This window comes from Bacillus sp. 1735sda2, from assembly GCF_024159245.1.
GTDB lineage: Bacteria > Bacillota > Bacilli > Bacillales > Bacillaceae > Bacillus > Bacillus pumilus_O.
In genome coordinates, this window is sequence record NZ_JAMYWZ010000001.1 from 3,640,900 (window position 1) to 3,658,022 (window position 17,123).

Annotated in this window: 15 protein-coding genes; 5 read left to right on the forward strand and 10 right to left on the reverse strand. The window is 43.3% G+C overall.

Annotation, left to right across the window (positions count from 1 at the left end; genetic code table 11):
• Positions 1-9: 9 nt before the first annotated feature.
• The 4 genes from NKR21_RS19075 to NKR21_RS19090 form a co-directional block, all read right to left on the reverse strand.
• Positions 10-1,122, reverse strand: coding sequence for an acyl-CoA dehydrogenase family protein (locus NKR21_RS19075; protein WP_012011582.1), 1,113 nt, complete (start codon positions 1,120-1,122; stop codon positions 10-12).
• An 11-nt stretch (positions 1,123-1,133) separates the two neighbouring features.
• Positions 1,134-1,997, reverse strand: a complete 864-nt coding sequence (locus NKR21_RS19080; protein WP_012011583.1) for a 3-hydroxybutyryl-CoA dehydrogenase — start codon at positions 1,995-1,997, stop codon at positions 1,134-1,136.
• Between the two features lie 19 nt (positions 1,998-2,016).
• A complete protein-coding gene (locus NKR21_RS19085) occupies positions 2,017-3,192 on the reverse strand; it encodes an acetyl-CoA C-acetyltransferase (RefSeq protein ID WP_144455348.1) in 1,176 nt (391 codons plus the stop codon).
• 102 nt (positions 3,193-3,294) lie between these two features.
• Positions 3,295-5,406 carry a (Fe-S)-binding protein gene (locus NKR21_RS19090; RefSeq protein ID WP_144455346.1) on the reverse strand — a complete coding sequence of 704 codons (2,112 nt, stop codon included), beginning with the start codon at positions 5,404-5,406 and terminating at the stop codon, positions 3,295-3,297.
• Between the two features lie 143 nt (positions 5,407-5,549).
• Between NKR21_RS19090 and cls (NKR21_RS19095) the strand changes: the two genes are divergently transcribed.
• The 3 genes from cls (NKR21_RS19095) (at position 5,550) to NKR21_RS19105 (ending at position 8,049) form a co-directional block, all read left to right on the forward strand.
• Complete coding sequence (cls, locus tag NKR21_RS19095) at positions 5,550-6,746, forward strand: cardiolipin synthase (RefSeq protein WP_144455344.1); 1,197 nt, start codon at positions 5,550-5,552, stop codon at positions 6,744-6,746.
• A 12-nt stretch (positions 6,747-6,758) separates the two neighbouring features.
• Entirely contained in the window at positions 6,759-7,721 is a 963-nt protein-coding gene (uvsE, locus tag NKR21_RS19100; RefSeq protein WP_012011587.1) for a UV DNA damage repair endonuclease UvsE, read from the forward strand.
• A gap of 73 nt (positions 7,722-7,794) precedes the next feature.
• A complete protein-coding gene (locus NKR21_RS19105; protein ID WP_003215306.1) occupies positions 7,795-8,049 on the forward strand; it encodes a hypothetical protein in 255 nt (84 codons plus the stop codon).
• Positions 8,050-8,075: 26 nt separating this feature from the next.
• On the opposite strand, the gene NKR21_RS19110 is transcribed toward NKR21_RS19105, so the two are convergent.
• From NKR21_RS19110 to cls (NKR21_RS19120), 3 genes are all read right to left on the reverse strand, one after another.
• A complete protein-coding gene (locus tag NKR21_RS19110) occupies positions 8,076-9,074 on the reverse strand; it encodes a S66 family peptidase (protein ID WP_012011588.1) in 999 nt (332 codons plus the stop codon).
• A gap of 270 nt (positions 9,075-9,344) precedes the next feature.
• On the reverse strand, positions 9,345-11,060 hold the full coding sequence (locus NKR21_RS19115; RefSeq protein ID WP_144455342.1) for an ABC transporter ATP-binding protein: 1,716 nt from the start codon (positions 11,058-11,060) through the stop codon (positions 9,345-9,347).
• Positions 11,061-11,170: 110 nt separating this feature from the next.
• On the reverse strand, positions 11,171-12,673 hold the full coding sequence (cls, locus tag NKR21_RS19120; protein WP_251183776.1) for a cardiolipin synthase: 1,503 nt from the start codon (positions 12,671-12,673) through the stop codon (positions 11,171-11,173).
• A 156-nt stretch (positions 12,674-12,829) separates the two neighbouring features.
• Between cls (NKR21_RS19120) and NKR21_RS19125 the strand changes: the two genes are divergently transcribed.
• Both NKR21_RS19125 and NKR21_RS19130 read left to right on the forward strand, forming a co-directional pair.
• On the forward strand, positions 12,830-13,801 hold the full coding sequence (locus NKR21_RS19125) for a S66 family peptidase (RefSeq protein ID WP_012011591.1): 972 nt from the start codon (positions 12,830-12,832) through the stop codon (positions 13,799-13,801).
• 390 nt (positions 13,802-14,191) lie between these two features.
• Positions 14,192-14,470 (forward strand): YolC/YozM family protein, encoded by a 279-nt coding sequence (locus tag NKR21_RS19130; protein WP_012011592.1) that lies wholly within the window; start codon positions 14,192-14,194, stop codon positions 14,468-14,470.
• Positions 14,471-14,520: 50 nt separating this feature from the next.
• Here NKR21_RS19130 and argS read toward each other — a convergent pair whose 3' ends face one another.
• The 3 genes from argS to NKR21_RS19145 all read right to left on the reverse strand — a co-directional run bounded on the left by argS (position 14,521) and on the right by NKR21_RS19145 (position 17,085).
• A complete protein-coding gene (gene argS / locus NKR21_RS19135; RefSeq protein ID WP_144455340.1) occupies positions 14,521-16,194 on the reverse strand; it encodes an arginine--tRNA ligase in 1,674 nt (557 codons plus the stop codon).
• Positions 16,191-16,613 carry a YwiB family protein gene (locus NKR21_RS19140; RefSeq protein ID WP_012011594.1) on the reverse strand — a complete coding sequence of 141 codons (423 nt, stop codon included), beginning with the start codon at positions 16,611-16,613 and terminating at the stop codon, positions 16,191-16,193. Before NKR21_RS19140 ends, argS begins: the two co-directional genes overlap by 4 nt.
• Positions 16,614-16,737: 124 nt before the next feature.
• A complete protein-coding gene (locus tag NKR21_RS19145; RefSeq protein ID WP_144455338.1) occupies positions 16,738-17,085 on the reverse strand; it encodes a hypothetical protein in 348 nt (115 codons plus the stop codon).
• Between the last annotated feature and the right edge of the window lie 38 nt (positions 17,086-17,123).

Genomic DNA, 17,123 nt, shown 5'->3' on the forward strand with positions numbered 1-17,123 from the left:
CACCTCGTTTCATATTAGCTGTTTACAAATGACCAGCCTTTGAATTTCACTTGTTCCTTCATAGATTTCACAAACTTTCGCATCACGAAAGTAACGTTGTGCTTGATAGCGATTCGTATAACCGTCCATGCCGAGTAAATGGATCGCTTCTGTACTGATCTCAACCGCCGTTTTTGACGCAAATAGCTTTGCCATGGATGCTTCCTTTGTCACCGGACGATTTGCCTCTTTATAAGCAGCCGCTTGATAGACTAATAGCTTGGCAGCTTCAAGCTTCGCCGCCAAATCCCCTAGCCGAATGGTCGTTTCTAGACCTGCTGGGTGCTGCTTTAAATACGTCACTGCTTCCGTTAAAGCAGCTTCAGCTATCCCAAGGCTTTGAGCCGCGATACCGATTCTTCCCGCATTTAAACTAGACATGGCGATGTGAAAGCCCTCTCCTTCTGCTCCGAGCAGCTGTTGTTTTGGAATCCGCACACCATCAAAATGAAGCGTGACCGTTTTTGATCCATGCAGTCCCATCTTTTTCTCATCTTTTCCGATCGTAAATCCTGGTGTACCTTTCTCAACAATGAATGCCGATATATTTTTTTTCGTAGAAGCAGGATCTGTCACGGCAAAGACAAGATACAGTTCTGCTTCCCCGCCGCTTGTGATAAACATTTTTGTACCATTTAACACATAATGGTCTTCTGTCCGCTCTGCCCTTAACTGAATACTAGAGGCATCTGAGCCTGCCTTCGGTTCAGTCAGGCAAAAAGCGCCCAGTTTCTGCCCGGATGCAAGCTGCGGAACATAGGATTCTTTTTGCTCATTCGTTCCAAAAGCCAAAATAGGCATCGTCACAACAGATGTATGGACGGACACAATGACGCCGATGGTCGCACTCACTTTAGATAATTCATGAATGGCGATGATATACGTTGTAAAATCTGCTCCTAAGCCTTGATAAGAAGATGGTATTGGAATCCCTAGAAAGCCTTGTCGTCCCATTTCAGCTAAAAGTGTCCTTGGGAACTGACCTTGTTCCATGGCTTCCACTTCCGGGAATACACGCTGTCTTGCAAATTCTGCTGCCTGTTCTCTCCAGAGTCGCTGTTGATCCGTAAGCAAAACATCCATTTTGACTCCCCCTATGAGTGGTCGTGGTATGTGTAAAAACCTTTCTTTGTCTTTTTGCCCAGCCAGCCTGCATTCACGTATTTTTTCAAAAGAGGACAAGGTCGATACTTGCTATCCCCAAGTCCTTCATGAAGGGTATTCATAATAAATAAACATGTATCTAGTCCGATGAAATCAGCGAGACGAAGCGGTCCCATTGGGTGATTCATTCCAAGCGTCATAACACCGTCAATGCTTTCTGCATCTGCCACGCCTTCATAAAGGGTATAGATGGCTTCATTGATCATTGGCATCAATATACGATTTGATACAAACCCTGGGAAGTCTTCCACTTCAATTGGAGTTTTGTTTAATGCCTTTGCTGTTTCACAAACGAGTTGATACGTGTCGTCACTCGTTTGCAGCGCTCGAATGACCTCAACGAGTTTCATGACAGGGACAGGATTCATAAAGTGCATGCCAATCACTTGCTCCGGTCTTCCTGTAACAGCTGCTAATTCTGTGATCGACAAGGAAGATGTGTTTGTTGCAAATATCGTCTTCGCCTCTGCAAATTGATCAAGTGTTTCAAAGATTTGTTTTTTCACACTCATTTGTTCAGATGCAGCTTCAATCACTAAGTGAGCTTGCTGCACGTCCGTTAAATCTGTTGATACGGCAAGCCGCTGTGTAATATCTCGGACTGCCTGATGGGCTAGCTTTCCTTTTTCTGCTCGTTTCGTCAGTTGTTTGGTCATGGAGGAAATGGCTCGATGAATCTGCTTTTCAGATGCATCATGCAGCAGGACTGTGTAGCCAGACTGTGCAAAGACTTGGGCAATGCCTGATCCCATTTGTCCAGCTCCAACGACCATGACGGTTTCTTCTGTACTCATGACGATGAACGCCTCCCTTTTAATCTACCTTTATCATGATGGCATCTCCTTGACCGCCTCCACTGCAAATCGCCGCAATGCCAATACCGCCACCTCTTTGTTTTAATGCATGAATCAAGGTCAATATGATACGTGTTCCGCTTGCCCCAATAGGGTGACCAAGCGCAACTGCACCACCATTGATATTCATTTTCCGCCGGTCCAGCCCCGTGATTTTTTCACACGCCAGCGCCACGGCTGAGAATGCCTCATTGATTTCAAATAGATCAATATCCTCTAGACGCTTCCCTGTTTTCTGTAAAATCTTCTCGATAGCAAAGGCTGGTGTTTTTGGAAAATCCTTTGCCTCTACGGCTATCTGCACATGACCAAGCACGACTGCCAATGGCTTGACATCATGCTGCTTTGCATATGTGTCTTTCATTAAAAGTAGCGCACTTGCGCCATCATTGATACCTGGTGCACTTCCAGCGGTAATGGTACCAGTTTGATCAAAAACAGGCATGAGCTTTGACAGTCGTTCATATGACGTATCACGCCGCGGGGATTCATCTTCTGTGATCAGCCGCTCTCCCGTTTTTGTCTTGACGGTGACGGGGGTGATTTCATGTTCAAAAAAGCCGTTTTTCTGCGCTTCAATCGCCCGTTCATGACTTCTTAACGCCCAAAGGTCTTGCTCTTCGCGCGTAATTCCAAGTTCCTTCGCAGCCATGCTCCCATACTCCCCCATATGGACGCCTGTAAATGAACAGGTTAATCCATCTAAAATCATCGCATCTTGTACCGCACTATCTCCCATTTTGTAGCCCCAGCGCGCTTTTTTTAGTAAATAAGGAGCGTGTGACATGGATTCCATACCGCCCGCTACGATGACCTCCGCGTCTCCAGCTCGGATGATTTGATCTGCTGTGCTCACACTGCGCATTCCTGATGCACAGACTTTATTGATGGTTTGCGTCGGAACGGACCACGGAAGATCAGCATGTCTTGCTGCTTGCCTTGAAGGAATCTGTCCTTGTCCTCCCTGCAAAACACTTCCCATGATGACCTCATCCACATGATTTGAACCTGGCACTCTTTCCAGCGCAGCCTTGATTGCCACTCCGCCTAGTTCTGCGGCAGTCAACCCGCTCAAAGCACCGCCTAGTTTTCCAAATGGTGTTCTTGCTCCAGATACAATGACCGTCTTGCTCATGTATGTCCCCTCCCATTTGTTACCGCTTACATATTATCTAATCAGCTGATGCACAGCGTCATGTATAAGCCGATGAACATTCTATTCATCGGCCTGTTTTGTTTACGAAACCTGCTTTCCAGCCTCGCCAAACACTGATTTTTCAAGAAGCTCAGCGACGTCAAATGTACCTACCTGCTCTTCTACTTCTTTCGCTTTCGTCCCATCTCCCAGCATCGTTAAGCAATAAGGACATCCTGAACTGATGATGGATGGCTGCACTTGTAACGCTTGCTCCGTTCGGGCAGTGTTAATCCGGGTACCTGTCTCTTCTTCCATCCACATTAAGCCCCCTCCTGCACCGCAGCACATACCAGTTTCACGATGACGTTCCATTTCTCTCAGCGTCACTCCAGGGATGGCTTTTAAAATGTCTCTCGGCGGATCATACACTTCGTTATATCTGCCTAGGTAGCAAGAGTCGTGGAAGGTGATGACCTCTTTTACTTCATGTACAGGCGTTAATTTCCCTTCTTTCACTAGCTCTGCTAGTAATTCTGTATGATGGTACACTTCTGCCTCAAGACCGAAGTCTGGATACTCATTTTTAAATAAATTGTATGCGTGCGGATCAATCGTGACGATCTTTGTGACACCGTTTTTCTGGAATTCTTCAATGTTTTTTGTCGCAAGCTCTTGGAATAAAAATTCGTTTCCAAGCCTTCTTGGTGTATCGCCAGAGTTTTTCTCTTTATTGCCTAGGATGGCAAAGGAGACGCCTGCTTCGTTGAGAAGCTTTGCAAAGGCAAGCGCAATTTTTTGACTTCGATTGTCGTATGCCCCCATTGAACCAACCCAGAATAAATAATCGAAAGTTTGGTCTGCTTTTTTCAGCTCTTTTACTGTCGGCACGTGTACATCTTCTCTCAGTTCACGCCAATTTTCTCTTTCTTTTCGGTTCAATCCCCACGGATTCCCTTGGCGTTCAATGCTTGTCATCGCACGCTGTGCATCTGCGTCCATTTTCCCTTCAGTCAGCACAAGATATCTGCGCATATCAATAATTTTGTCGACGTGCTCATTCATGACAGGGCACTGGTCTTCACAGTTTCGGCACGTCGTACATGCCCAAATTTCTTCCTCTGTAATGACCTCACCAATAAGAGAAGGATGATACATCGAGCTGGCAGCCGATTCCTCTGCACCTGCTCCTCTCGCCTGAAGCGCCAGCTGATTTCCTGTTGTCTGCCTGAAGGCAAGTTGCGGTACCCAAGGCGTCTTCGAAGTAATGGCCGCTCCTTTATTGGTTAAATGATCCCTTAACCTTAAAATCAAATCCATTGGAGACAGCATTTTCCCTGTACCTGTTGCTGGACACATATTTGTACAGCGCCCGCATTCCACACAAGCGTAAAGGTCGATCAGCTGTGACTGACGAAAGTCTTCAATTTTCCCCACACCGAAAGTCTCTTGTGTCTCGTCTTCAAAATCAATTTTTTGCAGCTTGCCTGGCGGGTCTAATCTGCTCGCAAATACGTTCACCGGTCCTGCAATGAGGTGAGCATGCTTTGACTGCGGGACATACACTAAGAATGTCAGCAAAATCAGAAGATGCACCCACCATGCGACATAAAAAACAACCGTTGCCGCAAGCGGTGAAATACCGCCCAGCAAGAATGCAATACTGGATGCGATTGGCTCAGTTGGTGATAGAGAGTGTCCATGCCAGATGATATTCATCCCGTTGCCAAGTAAAACGGTCAGCATCAAGCCGCCAATAAATAAAAGCACTAGACCGGATTTAAAGCCACGCTTTAAACGGACAAGCTTTTCTACATACCTTCTATGGAACGCCCAAACAACGGCTACTAAAATGAGTAGTGTGACCACCTCTTGGAAAAAAGTAAAGACACCGTAAAGCGGACCTAAAGGAAGTCCGCTATCTGGAACGAGTCCCTTCATAATAAAATCAAGGGCTCCGAACTGCACAAGGATAAATCCGTAGAAAAACAGCACATGAATGATGCCGCTCTTCTTGTCCTTTAACAGCTTCTTTTGCCCAAATACATTGACCCAAACACGCTCTAAGCGCTTTTTCATGTCTTGTTGAAACTCTTCTTTTTTGCCAAGACGAATGTACGCTGCTCGTGTTCGAATGAGATAAATAAACAAATACACAGCGTAAGCGGTCACCGCCGCAAATGCAATCATGTTCATGATTAAAAGGCTATTCATCTTGCTCCCCCTTTCATTCCCCAAAACCCACTTTGTTCCGTTTCCATGTTGTACCTCTATCATAAATAATGAATGAGTATTCAGTCAATATTTTTTGCGCGTTTGGGTACACTATTGAAATATGCAAAAAAGGAGGAAGCTTCATGATCGCATTGATCATCCTACTCGTACTCATTGTCATCGTATGTCTCATATTGTTAGACCTTTATATGGGAAAGAAATATTTTTCTACCCGCGCTTTTGAACGATCTTTTGACCAAACAAGCGGTGATGCCGTCTTTTATCATGATGGTGAACCACTTTTTAATCAGCTGCTCACCGATATACAGCACGCCTCTTCTTCTATTCATATGATGTTCTTTATTGTAAAGAACGACAAGATTGGTCAAAGGGTGTTACAAGCCTTGAAAACAAAAGCGAAACAAGGAGTTTCCGTCTTTTTACTGACCGATCGATTAGGGTCCTATCCGTTTGATCAAAAGTCCATTGACATGCTGGAGAAAAGTGGCATCCAATTTTACTTTTTAAATAAACCTCGTTTCCCTTTTTTGATTTATCGGTTAAACATGAGAAATCATCGTAAAATCACGGTGATTGATGGAAAGATTGGCTATATTGGCGGATTTAATATTGGTGATGAATATGTTGGGAAAAAGGGACGGTTTGGCATATGGAAGGATTATCATTTGCGCATGACGGGGCAAGTTGTTGCAGATCTCCAGCATGTGTTTTTGAATGATTTATACCGGACATCTGGCATTCACCAGCTGCAATATGATGTTTTTCCTGCTTTGGAACAGGGAACACTACAATGCACAACACGCGCGACTGCTGGTTTCTCTTTAGAGGCTTTATTTCTCAAAGATATTCAGCAGGCGAGGAAACAGATCATCATTTGTACGCCTTACTTTATTCCATCTGCTCCTCTACTGAATGCACTGCTTGATGCACGAAAACGAGGCGTCACGGTTGAAATCATCATCCCAATGAAAGCAGATCATCCACTTGTTAAAGAGGCTGGATTTCATTATTTAAAGGATCTCATTGCCTCTGGCTGCCTTGTTTATCGTTTTTATAAAGGATTTTATCATGCGAAAGCCATTCTGATTGATCAGAGACGCAGTATCATCAGTACGGCAAATTTTGATAAACGCAGCTTGTTTTTAAACGAGGAAGTTGACGTCGCTATTGATGATGTCGACTTTACTTCACACGTAGAGGGGAAAATTCGCGAGCACATAGAAGTGTCTGAGCTTATGACAGAAGAGAAATTGGCACAGCGTCCGCTTTTGTCACGTATGCTTGAATGGGCTGCCGCCATGTTTTCTTATTTTTTATAAAGGAGATGACCTATGCGTTATCGATTTGGTTATGTATCCAATGCCGTCACCTTGTGGGAGGCTTCTCCTGCCAAGTCGCTGACCTTTGCAAGATACAGCAAGCTCTCAAAGGAAGAAGGAAAAGAGGCGTTATTACGTACAACAAAGGCCAATCTCGTGAATACATTAAGAACGCTGTATTTCGCCATTTCTCATGATATCCCGCTTTACCGTTTTTCGAGTTCGATCGTTCCGCTTGCGACCCATCCTGAGGTACGCTGGGACTTTGTGACACCTTTTCAAAAGGAGTTTCTTGAAATTGGTGATTTGGTGAAACGGCATGGGCTTCGGGTGAGCTTTCACCCCAATCAATTCACCTTGTTTACTAGCCCTAAACCTTCAATCACAGAAAATGCCGTGATCGACATGACGTACCATTATCAAATGCTTGAGGCGATGAAGCTCGAAAAGGAAGGCTATATGAACATTCATGTTGGCGGCGCGTACGGTGATAAAGACTCGGCGCTTCAACGATTTGATGAAAATATCAAACAGCTTCCAGCGCATATCAAGGCGAGGATGACGCTTGAGAATGATGACAAAACGTATACGTCGTTAGAAACGCTTGGTGTATGTGAAAAGCATGGTATTCCCTTTGTGTTTGATTACCATCATCACGTGGCCAATAAAGATGACAATGCCGCGCTTGAAGACATCCTGCCAAGAATGTTCGACACTTGGACGAGCACTGGCATTCCGCCTAAAATTCATTTATCCTCACCGAAATCAGAGAAAGCTATACGTAGTCATGCAGATGGTGTAGATATGTCCTTTGTCTTACCGCTTTTTCATGCATTAAAACCGTGTGGGCGTGATGTAGATTTTATGATTGAGGCGAAGTTAAAGGATCAAGCCCTGCTCCGACTGGTCGAAGAGCTGTCTGCAATAAGAGGCAACAAGCGAGTGGGCGGAGGAACCATTGAGTGGAAACCATAGAGAAAGGTTTATTTCTGTGCAAACAGGGGTAACAAAGCTATTGTGAGAAAGTAATCAACAGGAGGATATGAAGATGTCTCAGATCTATTCAATCCAAATCGCTGCGAAAGCATTAAATTTACATAAGCTTATTTCTCTTTATGAAAAATGCCACCAGGCTCAACATCGTCTATATGTATATTCTAAGAAAACAATGTGTAACATCAAAAATATCGTAGAGCTTGAAACATTCAGGCTCACTCATTTAGAATCTGACTACTTAATTGTCGTAGAGGGAAAAAAAGCACAAGACCTCTTGCAGCCATTTGAAAAAGAGAAGGTTTCATAAAAAAGAGCAGCTCCTGGCTGCTCTTTTTAGATCCACTCTTTCGTCAACCACACTTGTTTTGAAGCTGCATCCATTTTCACTTGTGCCCCAATTGGCATCGTGAGCATCGGGTGCGTATGGGCACAGTCAAAATCTGCGATGATCGGTTTTTTTGTCTCTCCTAGCACCTCAAGTAACATTTCGTAAGGTTCTTTGCCTGTCCCCTCATCATCAAACAGCTCATGTTTCCCCAAAAGAATCCCTGATACCCGCTCAAATACTCCATTTACCTTCAATAAAGAGAAGTTTTTTTCTAAAACTGAAGCGGTTTTCATGCAATCTTCAATGAGGAGAATGTCTCCTGTTTGGATTGCTGGCATGAACTCACTGCCCCATATGCCATACATTGCATTGAGGTTTCCGCCAATCAACCTACCTTCTGCCTGTCCTTCTATGACGCACAGCCAATCGTTCGGGCGCTGCTTTTTATCACGCGTTTTTTCTTCCCAATTGATTCGTTCATCCGTCCAAAAAGGTGGTTTTTTGATTTGATAAGGAATAGTTTGTGACTGCATGAGGATGTCTTCGAACGACTGATACGTATAAGCGACGAACGGTTCAAACTCTCCAAAAGATGGGACAAGCGCCGGTCCGTAGAATACAGGCAGTCCCGTTTTTTCGTAAGCGGCTAAAAGAATTGCTGTCGCATCTGAATAACCGATCATGATTTTCGGATGTGGCTTCAGCAGCTCAAAATCTAGATAAGGCAGCAAACTATTTGAATTTGTCCCGCCAATCATTGACATAACGCACGCCAAATCGTCTCTAGCCATCAGCTCATTCAGCTCATTGGCTCGTTCTTGAATTGTACCTGAACGGTAGTGATCTTCTTTCCCTGTTAATGATCCTGGTACCACAATGAATCCTTTTTGCTCAAGCCACTTCTTCGCCCGCTCATACCTAAGAGGCGAGGTCGCTGATGCAGGACTTGAAGGTGAAAAAATACCGATCTTGTCGCCTTTTTGTAATCGCCGAAGCCCCTTCATTCCATCAGATCCTTCCTTCACAAGTTTTTTCTATCCTAACAAAAAAAGCCCTTTATCAAAAGGGCTTTCAGATTGTTGACAAAGTGCTAAAATGATCTTTATTTTAGCACTTTGTCTTCTTTTCAGCGTGATAGAAATCTTTGAAGTCTAGGAAGGCCGAGCACTGGCGCGGAGCGAATTTGACATTCGTGAGCACCGGCGCGCAGATCTGACAACGAATGCGAAGGTTTGTCTACACGCTGAAAGCCCTTTATCAAAAGGACTTTTTCTTTAATGACCAAACTGCGCTTCGTGCAGTCTGCTGTATACGCCACCCATTTGAATTAAATCTTGGTGGCGGCCTTGCTCTTCAATGCCTTCCTCTGTCACGACGATGATACGGTCGGCGTGTTTAATTGTTGCTAGGCGGTGGGCGATGACGAGTGTTGTCCTGCCGACGGCTAGTTCACTCAGCGCGTCCTGGATGGCTTTTTCTGTTTCTGTATCCAGTGCTGATGTGGCTTCATCTAGGATGAGTATAGAAGGGTTTTTCAGAAACATCCGTGCAATGGACAAGCGCTGCTTTTGGCCGCCTGATAGCTTGACGCCGCGCTCACCTATCACCGTATTCAACCCTTCTGGGAAACGCTGGACAAGTTCCTCTAAATGCGCACGACGTACAGCCTCCCACACCTCTGCATCGCTGGCTTCTAGATTGCCGTACGCAATGTTTTCACGAATGGTGCCTGAGAATAAAAAGACATCCTGCTGCACAATACCAATCTGCTGCCTTAAAGAAGACAACGTCATCGATTTTGTACTTATACCGTCTATTGTGATCTCCCCTTCATCCACATCATAAAAACGAGGCAGCAGGCTGCAAATCGTTGATTTTCCTGCTCCTGAAGGTCCGACAAACGCAACCGTTTCTCCTTGTTTGATCTTCAAATCGATATTCTTTAACACATGACTGTGTTCATCGTAGCCAAATGTTACGTTTCGATATTCAATTTCACCTTTCAATCCGTATACATCACGTGCTCCCTCTGTATCCTTCACATCCGGTTCTGTTTCTAGCAAATCAACATAGCTTTTAAAGCCCGCAATGCCTTTTGGATACATTTCAATGACCGTGTTGATTTTATCAATCGGTCTAAATAAAACATTCGTAATCAGAACAAATGCGATAAAGCCACCTGCCGTTAATTGACCTTGCAGGACAAACCATGTACCTGCGAGAAGGACAAACAGTGTCACAAGACGTGTCAGAATATAGCTGATTGATCCGTTGACCGACATAATTTTATAGGAAAGAAGCTTCGCTTTCCGAAAACGGTTGTTGTTTTCAGCAAAACGCTTTTTCTCGAAATGTTCGTTAGCAAAGGCTTGAACAAGACGAATGCCTCCGATATTGTTTTCAACTCTTGCATGAAAGTCTCCAATGTCATTGTTGAGCTGTGTAATCGCCTTTGTCATCTTTTTATTAAAATGAAGGACGAGCCAAATGATGACAGGCATGATGAGGAACGTTAAAATGGCCAACTGCCAATTAATCATCAGCATGACTGAAAAGGCACCAAGAATCGTCATAATGGCTATAAACAAATCTTCAGGACCATGATGCGCCACCTCTCCAATGTACATGAGGTCGTTTGTCATCCGTGACATGAGCTTACCCGTTTTGTTGTTGTCAAAGAATTTAAAGGATAGGCGCTGAAAGTGATCAAACAGCTTTTTCCTCATATCTGTTTCAATATTGATGCCAAGCATATGCCCCCAATACGACACAATAAATTGCATAACCGAGCTGAGGGCATAAATGACAAACAGGGCAAGTGCCGTCCAGACAATAATTGTCCAGTTCCCTGTTGGTAACAATGTATCAATGAAGTAGTTCACGATAAGCGGGAAACCTAGTTCCATCAATCCAACGGCAACAGCGCAAAAGAAATCTAAAAAGAACAGACCTCGATAGGGCCTGTAATAGGCGAAAAAGCGTTTTAGCATATGTAAAAGAACCTCATTTCCTCTATAATTGATAATCATTTTCAATTATAGAGGAATCCTCAACAAAATACTATACTAGATGAGGAAATGATTTCTTCGACTGGAAAGCCTTATAAAACACCAGAAAACAACCGAGCAAATGATTCCTTTAATCGCTCTTTTAAGCCTCTTTTATAAAAATGAACAGGTCCCATTTGCTCACATTCTTTCATATCTTCTTCATAATGGGCCATCAGCTGCTCAATGGGCTTTTTCGCGGCCGTAAAGACATTGACCTCAAAATTGAGCTGAAAGCTTCTCATATCCACATTTGCGGTGCCGACAGAGGCAAGTTCTCCATCTGCGATCATCACTTTTTGATGCATGAAGCCTTTTTGATAGTGATACACCTTGATACCCTCTTTTAGAAGCTCAGAAAAATAGGACCTTGTGGCGTATTGTGTAAGAAAGCCATCATTGATCTCCGGAACCATCACCCGAACATCCACCCCTCTTGTTGCAGCAATTTTCAATGCCGTACGTATGGATTCATTCGGGACAAAATAAGGTGTCGCAATCCAGACAAATTGTTTCGCATTTGAGATGAGTGCATCATATAAATCACTCATACTTTCTTTCATATCAGGTCCAGTTGGTACAACCTGAATGACATCCTCTCCCGTCACAGGATGAGGCGTATGATACTTCGGATCGTCAATTAATACTTCATCTGATACATACTCCCAGTCGAGCATAAAAACAGAGTGAAGGGTTTGGACAGCCTCGCCCTTTAACATCGTATGCGTATCACGCCAAAAACCGATGTTTTCATCACGTCCGACATATTCTTTTCCGACATTTAACCCGCCGACAAATCCAGTTTCCCCATCAATGATCACAATTTTTCGGTGATTACGGAAATTGAATTTTTGATTAAAGAAACCATATTTTAAAGGCAGAAAAGGAGCAACCTTGACTCCCGCCTGCTTCAAGCGTTTAATATCTTTTCGGGAGAAGCGAATGCTGCCAGCCGCATCATAGATGAAGCGAACCTCTACCCCTTCTTTTACTTTTTCTATCAGAATCTCCATCATCCGGTGTCCAAGGAAATCTGATTTGAACATGTAATATTCTATATGGATGAACGATTTTGCCTTTTTTAACTCTTCAAAAATACGGGGAAACGTCTCCTCCCCATTTTTTAAAATGTCCATATCACTATTTGTGTTCACATGCATGCCTGTTGCCTTTTCTGTGTAATGAAAAAAAGTCCGCTGATTTTCGGTTAAACTTGATTCATCAGGCTTGCTCTCAAGCTCAGATATTCTGCGTAGTTTTTCACGGTTGTACATTCTTTTTGATTTGAATAAATGACCTTTCACATAGAGCTGTCCCGAGAACAAATAAAACATATAGCCAATGATCGGGAAAAAGATGAGCACATACATCCATAAGAGTGTGTGCTGTGATGTACGGTTCTCTAGCATGAGTGAGATGATACTAAATAAAATAATGGCGATATAAATCGCTGCGTACAGTTGAACACTCCACGCTGGAACCGGCCACCAATACACCACATATGCCCCGAATATCATAAAATATAAAAATAAAAATTCCAGTCGTCTTTTTTTCACATTCTCCGCCCTCATTCGTTTCTGTCTTTTCTCTTCCATACCCTTCGCACAGCTTGTATGAAACGCACGACCTATGCCTTTCTTCTAGCTTTTACAGACTTGGGTCATTTGATCCGATATAATGGATAAATATGTGATGGAAAGGAAGATTTGTTTATGTATACACCCTCTCCTTTAAGAAAAGGCAGTCATCTTCGTGTCATTGCCCCAAGCCGAAGTGCCAGCATTTTATCAGAAGAAGGAATCGCTCAAGCAAAAAAACGTTTAGAGGCTTTAGGTTTCACTGTCTCTTTTGGACAGCACGTGTTTGAATGTGATCTTCATTCCTCATCATCTATTGAACACCGCTTGTCTGATTTGCATAAGGCATTCACAGATGATGAGGTCGACGGTATTTTGACCGCCATTGGTGGCTTCAATTGCAATGAACTTTTGCCTTACATCGATTACGACTTGATCCGTCAGCATCCTAAAGTTCTTTGCGGATACAGTGATATTACCGCACTCGCAAGCGCTATTACAGCCAAATGTGAGATGGTGACATACTCTGGACCCCATTTCTCCAGCTTTCAAATGAAGCAGGGGCAAGAGGAGCAGACGGCTATGTTTCAAGCCTGCTTGATGAATGACGGTGAGTCTTTTGATGTGACCCCTTCGACCAAGTGGAGTGATGATGCGTGGTATCTTGATCAAGCGAACAGACAGTTTCATCCGACGAGATGGGGAATCTATCAGGAAGGAACAGCCGAAGGCACCTTGTATGGAGGGAACCTTTGTACACTGAACTTACTGCAAGGGACATCGTTTATGCCTCAAATCAAGGACGCCATCTTATTTGTGGAGGATGATGAGTTGGCCTTCCCTGAAATGTTCGCCAGAGACCTCACTTCCCTCTTGCAGCATGCAGAGTCCATTAAAGGGTTGATCATCGGACGCTTTCAGAAGAAATCCAAGATGACAGAAGAACATTTGAAGTTCATTTTAGATAAACACCCGATGCTTAAACACATTCCCGTGATCTACGATGTCGATATCGGACATACGCAGCCGGTTTTCACCTTACCGATTGGCGGAAACGTTCAGCTAGCGTGTGAAAATGGAGACGTGAAGCTGCGCATTCATTCATAACTAATAAAAGAAAAAAGCACTCGAATTGTGGTGCTTTTTTCTATGCCACCCTCTTTTTTAAAAATTTTTTAGAAAAAGTGATCCAACCCTTCATCCCCTTCGTTAAGTAAATGTAAAAAGAAAAGAGAGGAGGCAAAAACATGTTCTCTGATGTCCTTAGCCAATTATTCGATTCTATCTCTAACATTATTAACACACTTGGTTAATCCCATTAACGCACACATACTACATGCTTGCCGAAAGGAGGATACAAACTATGTTTTCTGATGTACTTAGCCAATTATTTGATTCTATTTCTAATATTATTAATACGCTTGGGTAATGTTCAACATCCGCTGTCTCTAGTAGATAGCGGATGTTTTTTATTTAACAGATTCTGAATCTCTTTGTATGATTGGATTAAGTTTCACTTCAAAAACTCTCACCCTTTCTGAAGAGGAATTAGATGATAAGGTCATCCACGTATTGGACTCATTATGGGAAGAGTATAAATTGTTTAACTATCAGATTATCAAGACAGAGCCCACAATATCCATTGGCATCGATACTTCAAAAGATATGGCAGGTTTGCATTCTGCATTAGAAAAGCAACTTCCTAAACAAGCATTAGAGGTTTACGAAATTGAGATTTTCCAGAGACATAAAAGTGATCTAACAGCTGAACGATGAAAAATACAAACGAAAAACCCACTCTTGTTTAGAGTGGGTTTTTCGTATAATTACATCTTTTCCGGAGCCGATACACCAATTAGTTTTAATGCATTCGCAAGCGTAATTTGTGTTGCTTTCATGAGTGAAAGACGTGCTGTTGTTTTTGTTTCATTTTCTACATCAATGACCTTTTCGGCATTGTAGAAGCTGTGAAGGGCTGATGCAAGGTCATAAATATAGTTCGTCACACGGTGCGGAATACGCTTTTCAGCTGCTTCTGCTACCACTTCTGGGAAGCTGCCAATGATTTTCAGAAGATCGTATTCTTTTTCTGAATGAATGTGAGAGAAATCTGCTTTTTCAAGATTTGGCTCGTAGCCTTTTTCTTCACCTTGACGCAGCATGCTGCAAATTCTCGCATGGGCATATTGTGCGTAGTACACAGGGTTTTCGTTAGACGTAGAAATCGCTAAGTCTAGGTCAAAGTCCATATGTGTCGCCGCACTTCTCATCGCGAAGAAATAACGAGTGGCATCTAGGCCTACTTCTTCAATCAGATCACGCATGGTGACGGCTTTTCCTGTACGCTTACTCATCTTCATCTTTTCACCGTTTTTGTATAGATGAACGAGCTGAATGATTTCTACTTCAAGCTTGCCAGCCGGATATCCAAGTGCTTGAATCGCCGCTTTCATTCGAGGGATATAGCCGTGATGGTCCGCGCCCCAAATGTTAATGAGCTGGTCAAAGCCTCTGTCCAATTTGTCTTTATGATATGCGATATCTGGAAGCAAGTAAGTGAAGCTGCCGTCTTTTTTAATGAGCACGCGATCCTTGTCATCGCCAAAATCAGTTGAACGCAGCCACGTTGCACCATCTTCTTCAAAGACATAGCCTTTTTCGCGAAGCGTTTCCAGCGCTGGTTCGATTTTTCCGTTTTCATATAAAGAGGTTTCTGAATACCATACATCAAATGGGACACGGAAATTCTCAAGATCTACACGTAATTTCTCCAATTCGTATTTCAAGCCGTATTCACGGAAGAACTTCATACGCTCTTCTTCTGACTCGTGCACGAAACGGTCACCAAATTCATCTGCCAGCTTTTGCCCGATGCCTTTGATGTCTTCTCCTCTGTACCCGTCTTCAGGCATCTCTTTTTCAAGACCGAGCGCCTCAAAGTAACGTACCTCTACAGATAAAGCGAGGTTATTGATCTGATTCCCTGCATCGTTGATATAGTATTCACGGCTCACGTCGAACCCTGCTTTATCAAGGATGTTGCAAAGAGAATCACCTACAGCTGCTCCGCGGGCATGTCCAAGGTGAAGGTCACCTGTTGGGTTGGCTGAGACGAATTCAACTTGCACTTTTTGGCCGCCGCCTGTATTCGTTTCACCATATGCTTCCTTTGCTTCAAGGACAGCAGGGATGAGCTTTGTTAAATACTGATTGTTCATATAAAAGTTAATGAACCCTGGACCTGCGATATCCATTTTTTCAATAGAAGCTTTCCCTTTATCAAACGCTTTGACAATGTCCTCTGCGATTTGACGAGGTGCTTTTTTTGCAATGCGGGCAAGCTGCATCGCCATATTGGTGGAGTAATCACCGTGGGTTTTGTCTTTCGGCACTTCTAAAAGGACATCTGGTACCTGGCTTTCATCAGCAAGTCCTGCTTTGACGACTGCCGCAATAATTTCTTCTTTTAACGCATCTTTGACCTGTTCTGCGATATTCATGAACGTAAATCCTCCTTATATGAAATCGATAATGTATGTAAATGCTTTTGGTCTTCCCCTGTCAGCATATCGTACGTAATGTGCAGCAGTCCCTTGTCCACATCCAGATCAATGCCATGTGTGTGCACATCAAGCTGTAGTGTACCGAATGGCATCGTATAATGTGTGACGGTCGTTTCTCCGATGAGAAAGCGCTGCTTCATTTGAATGGCCCCTGATCTCATGACAAAAATTTCTTTTTCACTCATTTTCACAACGGTTTTTACTTGACCCATTTCATGTTCTTCATGGTAAGTGAGATACGTTTTTTCATTCTTTTCTTGATACGTTCCAGTCGTGCGGAATTCGATCGTTTCAGCCGGCTCCGTCTCTGGTTTCATCACTGACTTTACATGAATTGAAATTTGGTTTTGTGTCATTTTGCACTTCCTTTGCTAAGACCCGTTTAACTAAAATAGTATACCATATTCATGATTGCCTATCATCCCATCATTTCTCTTATTCACTGCGATTAAACTTCGTTTTTGATCTTACACCATCCCTTTAGAAAAAAAGGAACACGAAACTCACTAATACCACCAATCCAGCCTTTATGCCCAAGTCTTTTCTTTTGATGAAATAAAAAAGAGCTTGTACGCCTGAACTTGCCAAAAATGCCTGAAAAAAATCAAATGGCACGATCTGCGCCTGCTTACATACCACCTGCATGCATAGCGCAATGGCCGTCAGATAGAAAAAGCCTCGATCCTGAAACAGCCCCAACATCTCTTCCTTCGCTTCCTTTTTCGAAGCAAAAACAGGCGGCTCAGCTGCGAGCTCTCGTTTCAGCGTGAGAAAACCCGCCGCTAACACACAAAAAGCGAGAAGCACCATCAATATAGAAGAAAACATGAACTGCCTCCTTTATTTTTTGATCGATGTAAAAAAAG

Bases quoted from the DNA above. Each gene is read 5' to 3' on its own strand.
- NKR21_RS19075 (WP_012011582.1), bottom strand. From the start codon at position 1,122: ATGGATGTTTTGCTTACGGATCAACAGCGACTCTGGAGAGAACAGGCA.
- NKR21_RS19080 (WP_012011583.1), bottom strand. From the start codon at position 1,997: ATGAGTACAGAAGAAACCGTCATGGTCGTTGGAGCTGGACAAATGGGA.
- NKR21_RS19085 (WP_144455348.1), bottom strand. From the start codon at position 3,192: ATGAGCAAGACGGTCATTGTATCTGGAGCAAGAACACCATTTGGAAAA.
- NKR21_RS19090 (WP_144455346.1), bottom strand. From the start codon at position 5,406: ATGAATAGCCTTTTAATCATGAACATGATTGCATTTGCGGCGGTGACC.
- cls (WP_144455344.1), top strand. From the start codon at position 5,550: ATGATCGCATTGATCATCCTACTCGTACTCATTGTCATCGTATGTCTC.
- uvsE (WP_012011587.1), top strand. From the start codon at position 6,759: ATGCGTTATCGATTTGGTTATGTATCCAATGCCGTCACCTTGTGGGAG.
- NKR21_RS19105 (WP_003215306.1), top strand. From the start codon at position 7,795: ATGTCTCAGATCTATTCAATCCAAATCGCTGCGAAAGCATTAAATTTA.
- NKR21_RS19110 (WP_012011588.1), bottom strand. From the start codon at position 9,074: ATGAAGGGGCTTCGGCGATTACAAAAAGGCGACAAGATCGGTATTTTT.
- NKR21_RS19115 (WP_144455342.1), bottom strand. From the start codon at position 11,060: ATGCTAAAACGCTTTTTCGCCTATTACAGGCCCTATCGAGGTCTGTTC.
- NKR21_RS19125 (WP_012011591.1), top strand. From the start codon at position 12,830: ATGTATACACCCTCTCCTTTAAGAAAAGGCAGTCATCTTCGTGTCATT.
- NKR21_RS19130 (WP_012011592.1), top strand. From the start codon at position 14,192: ATGATTGGATTAAGTTTCACTTCAAAAACTCTCACCCTTTCTGAAGAG.
- argS (WP_144455340.1), bottom strand. From the start codon at position 16,194: ATGAATATCGCAGAACAGGTCAAAGATGCGTTAAAAGAAGAAATTATT.
- NKR21_RS19140 (WP_012011594.1), bottom strand. From the start codon at position 16,613: ATGACACAAAACCAAATTTCAATTCATGTAAAGTCAGTGATGAAACCA.
- NKR21_RS19145 (WP_144455338.1), bottom strand. From the start codon at position 17,085: ATGTTTTCTTCTATATTGATGGTGCTTCTCGCTTTTTGTGTGTTAGCG.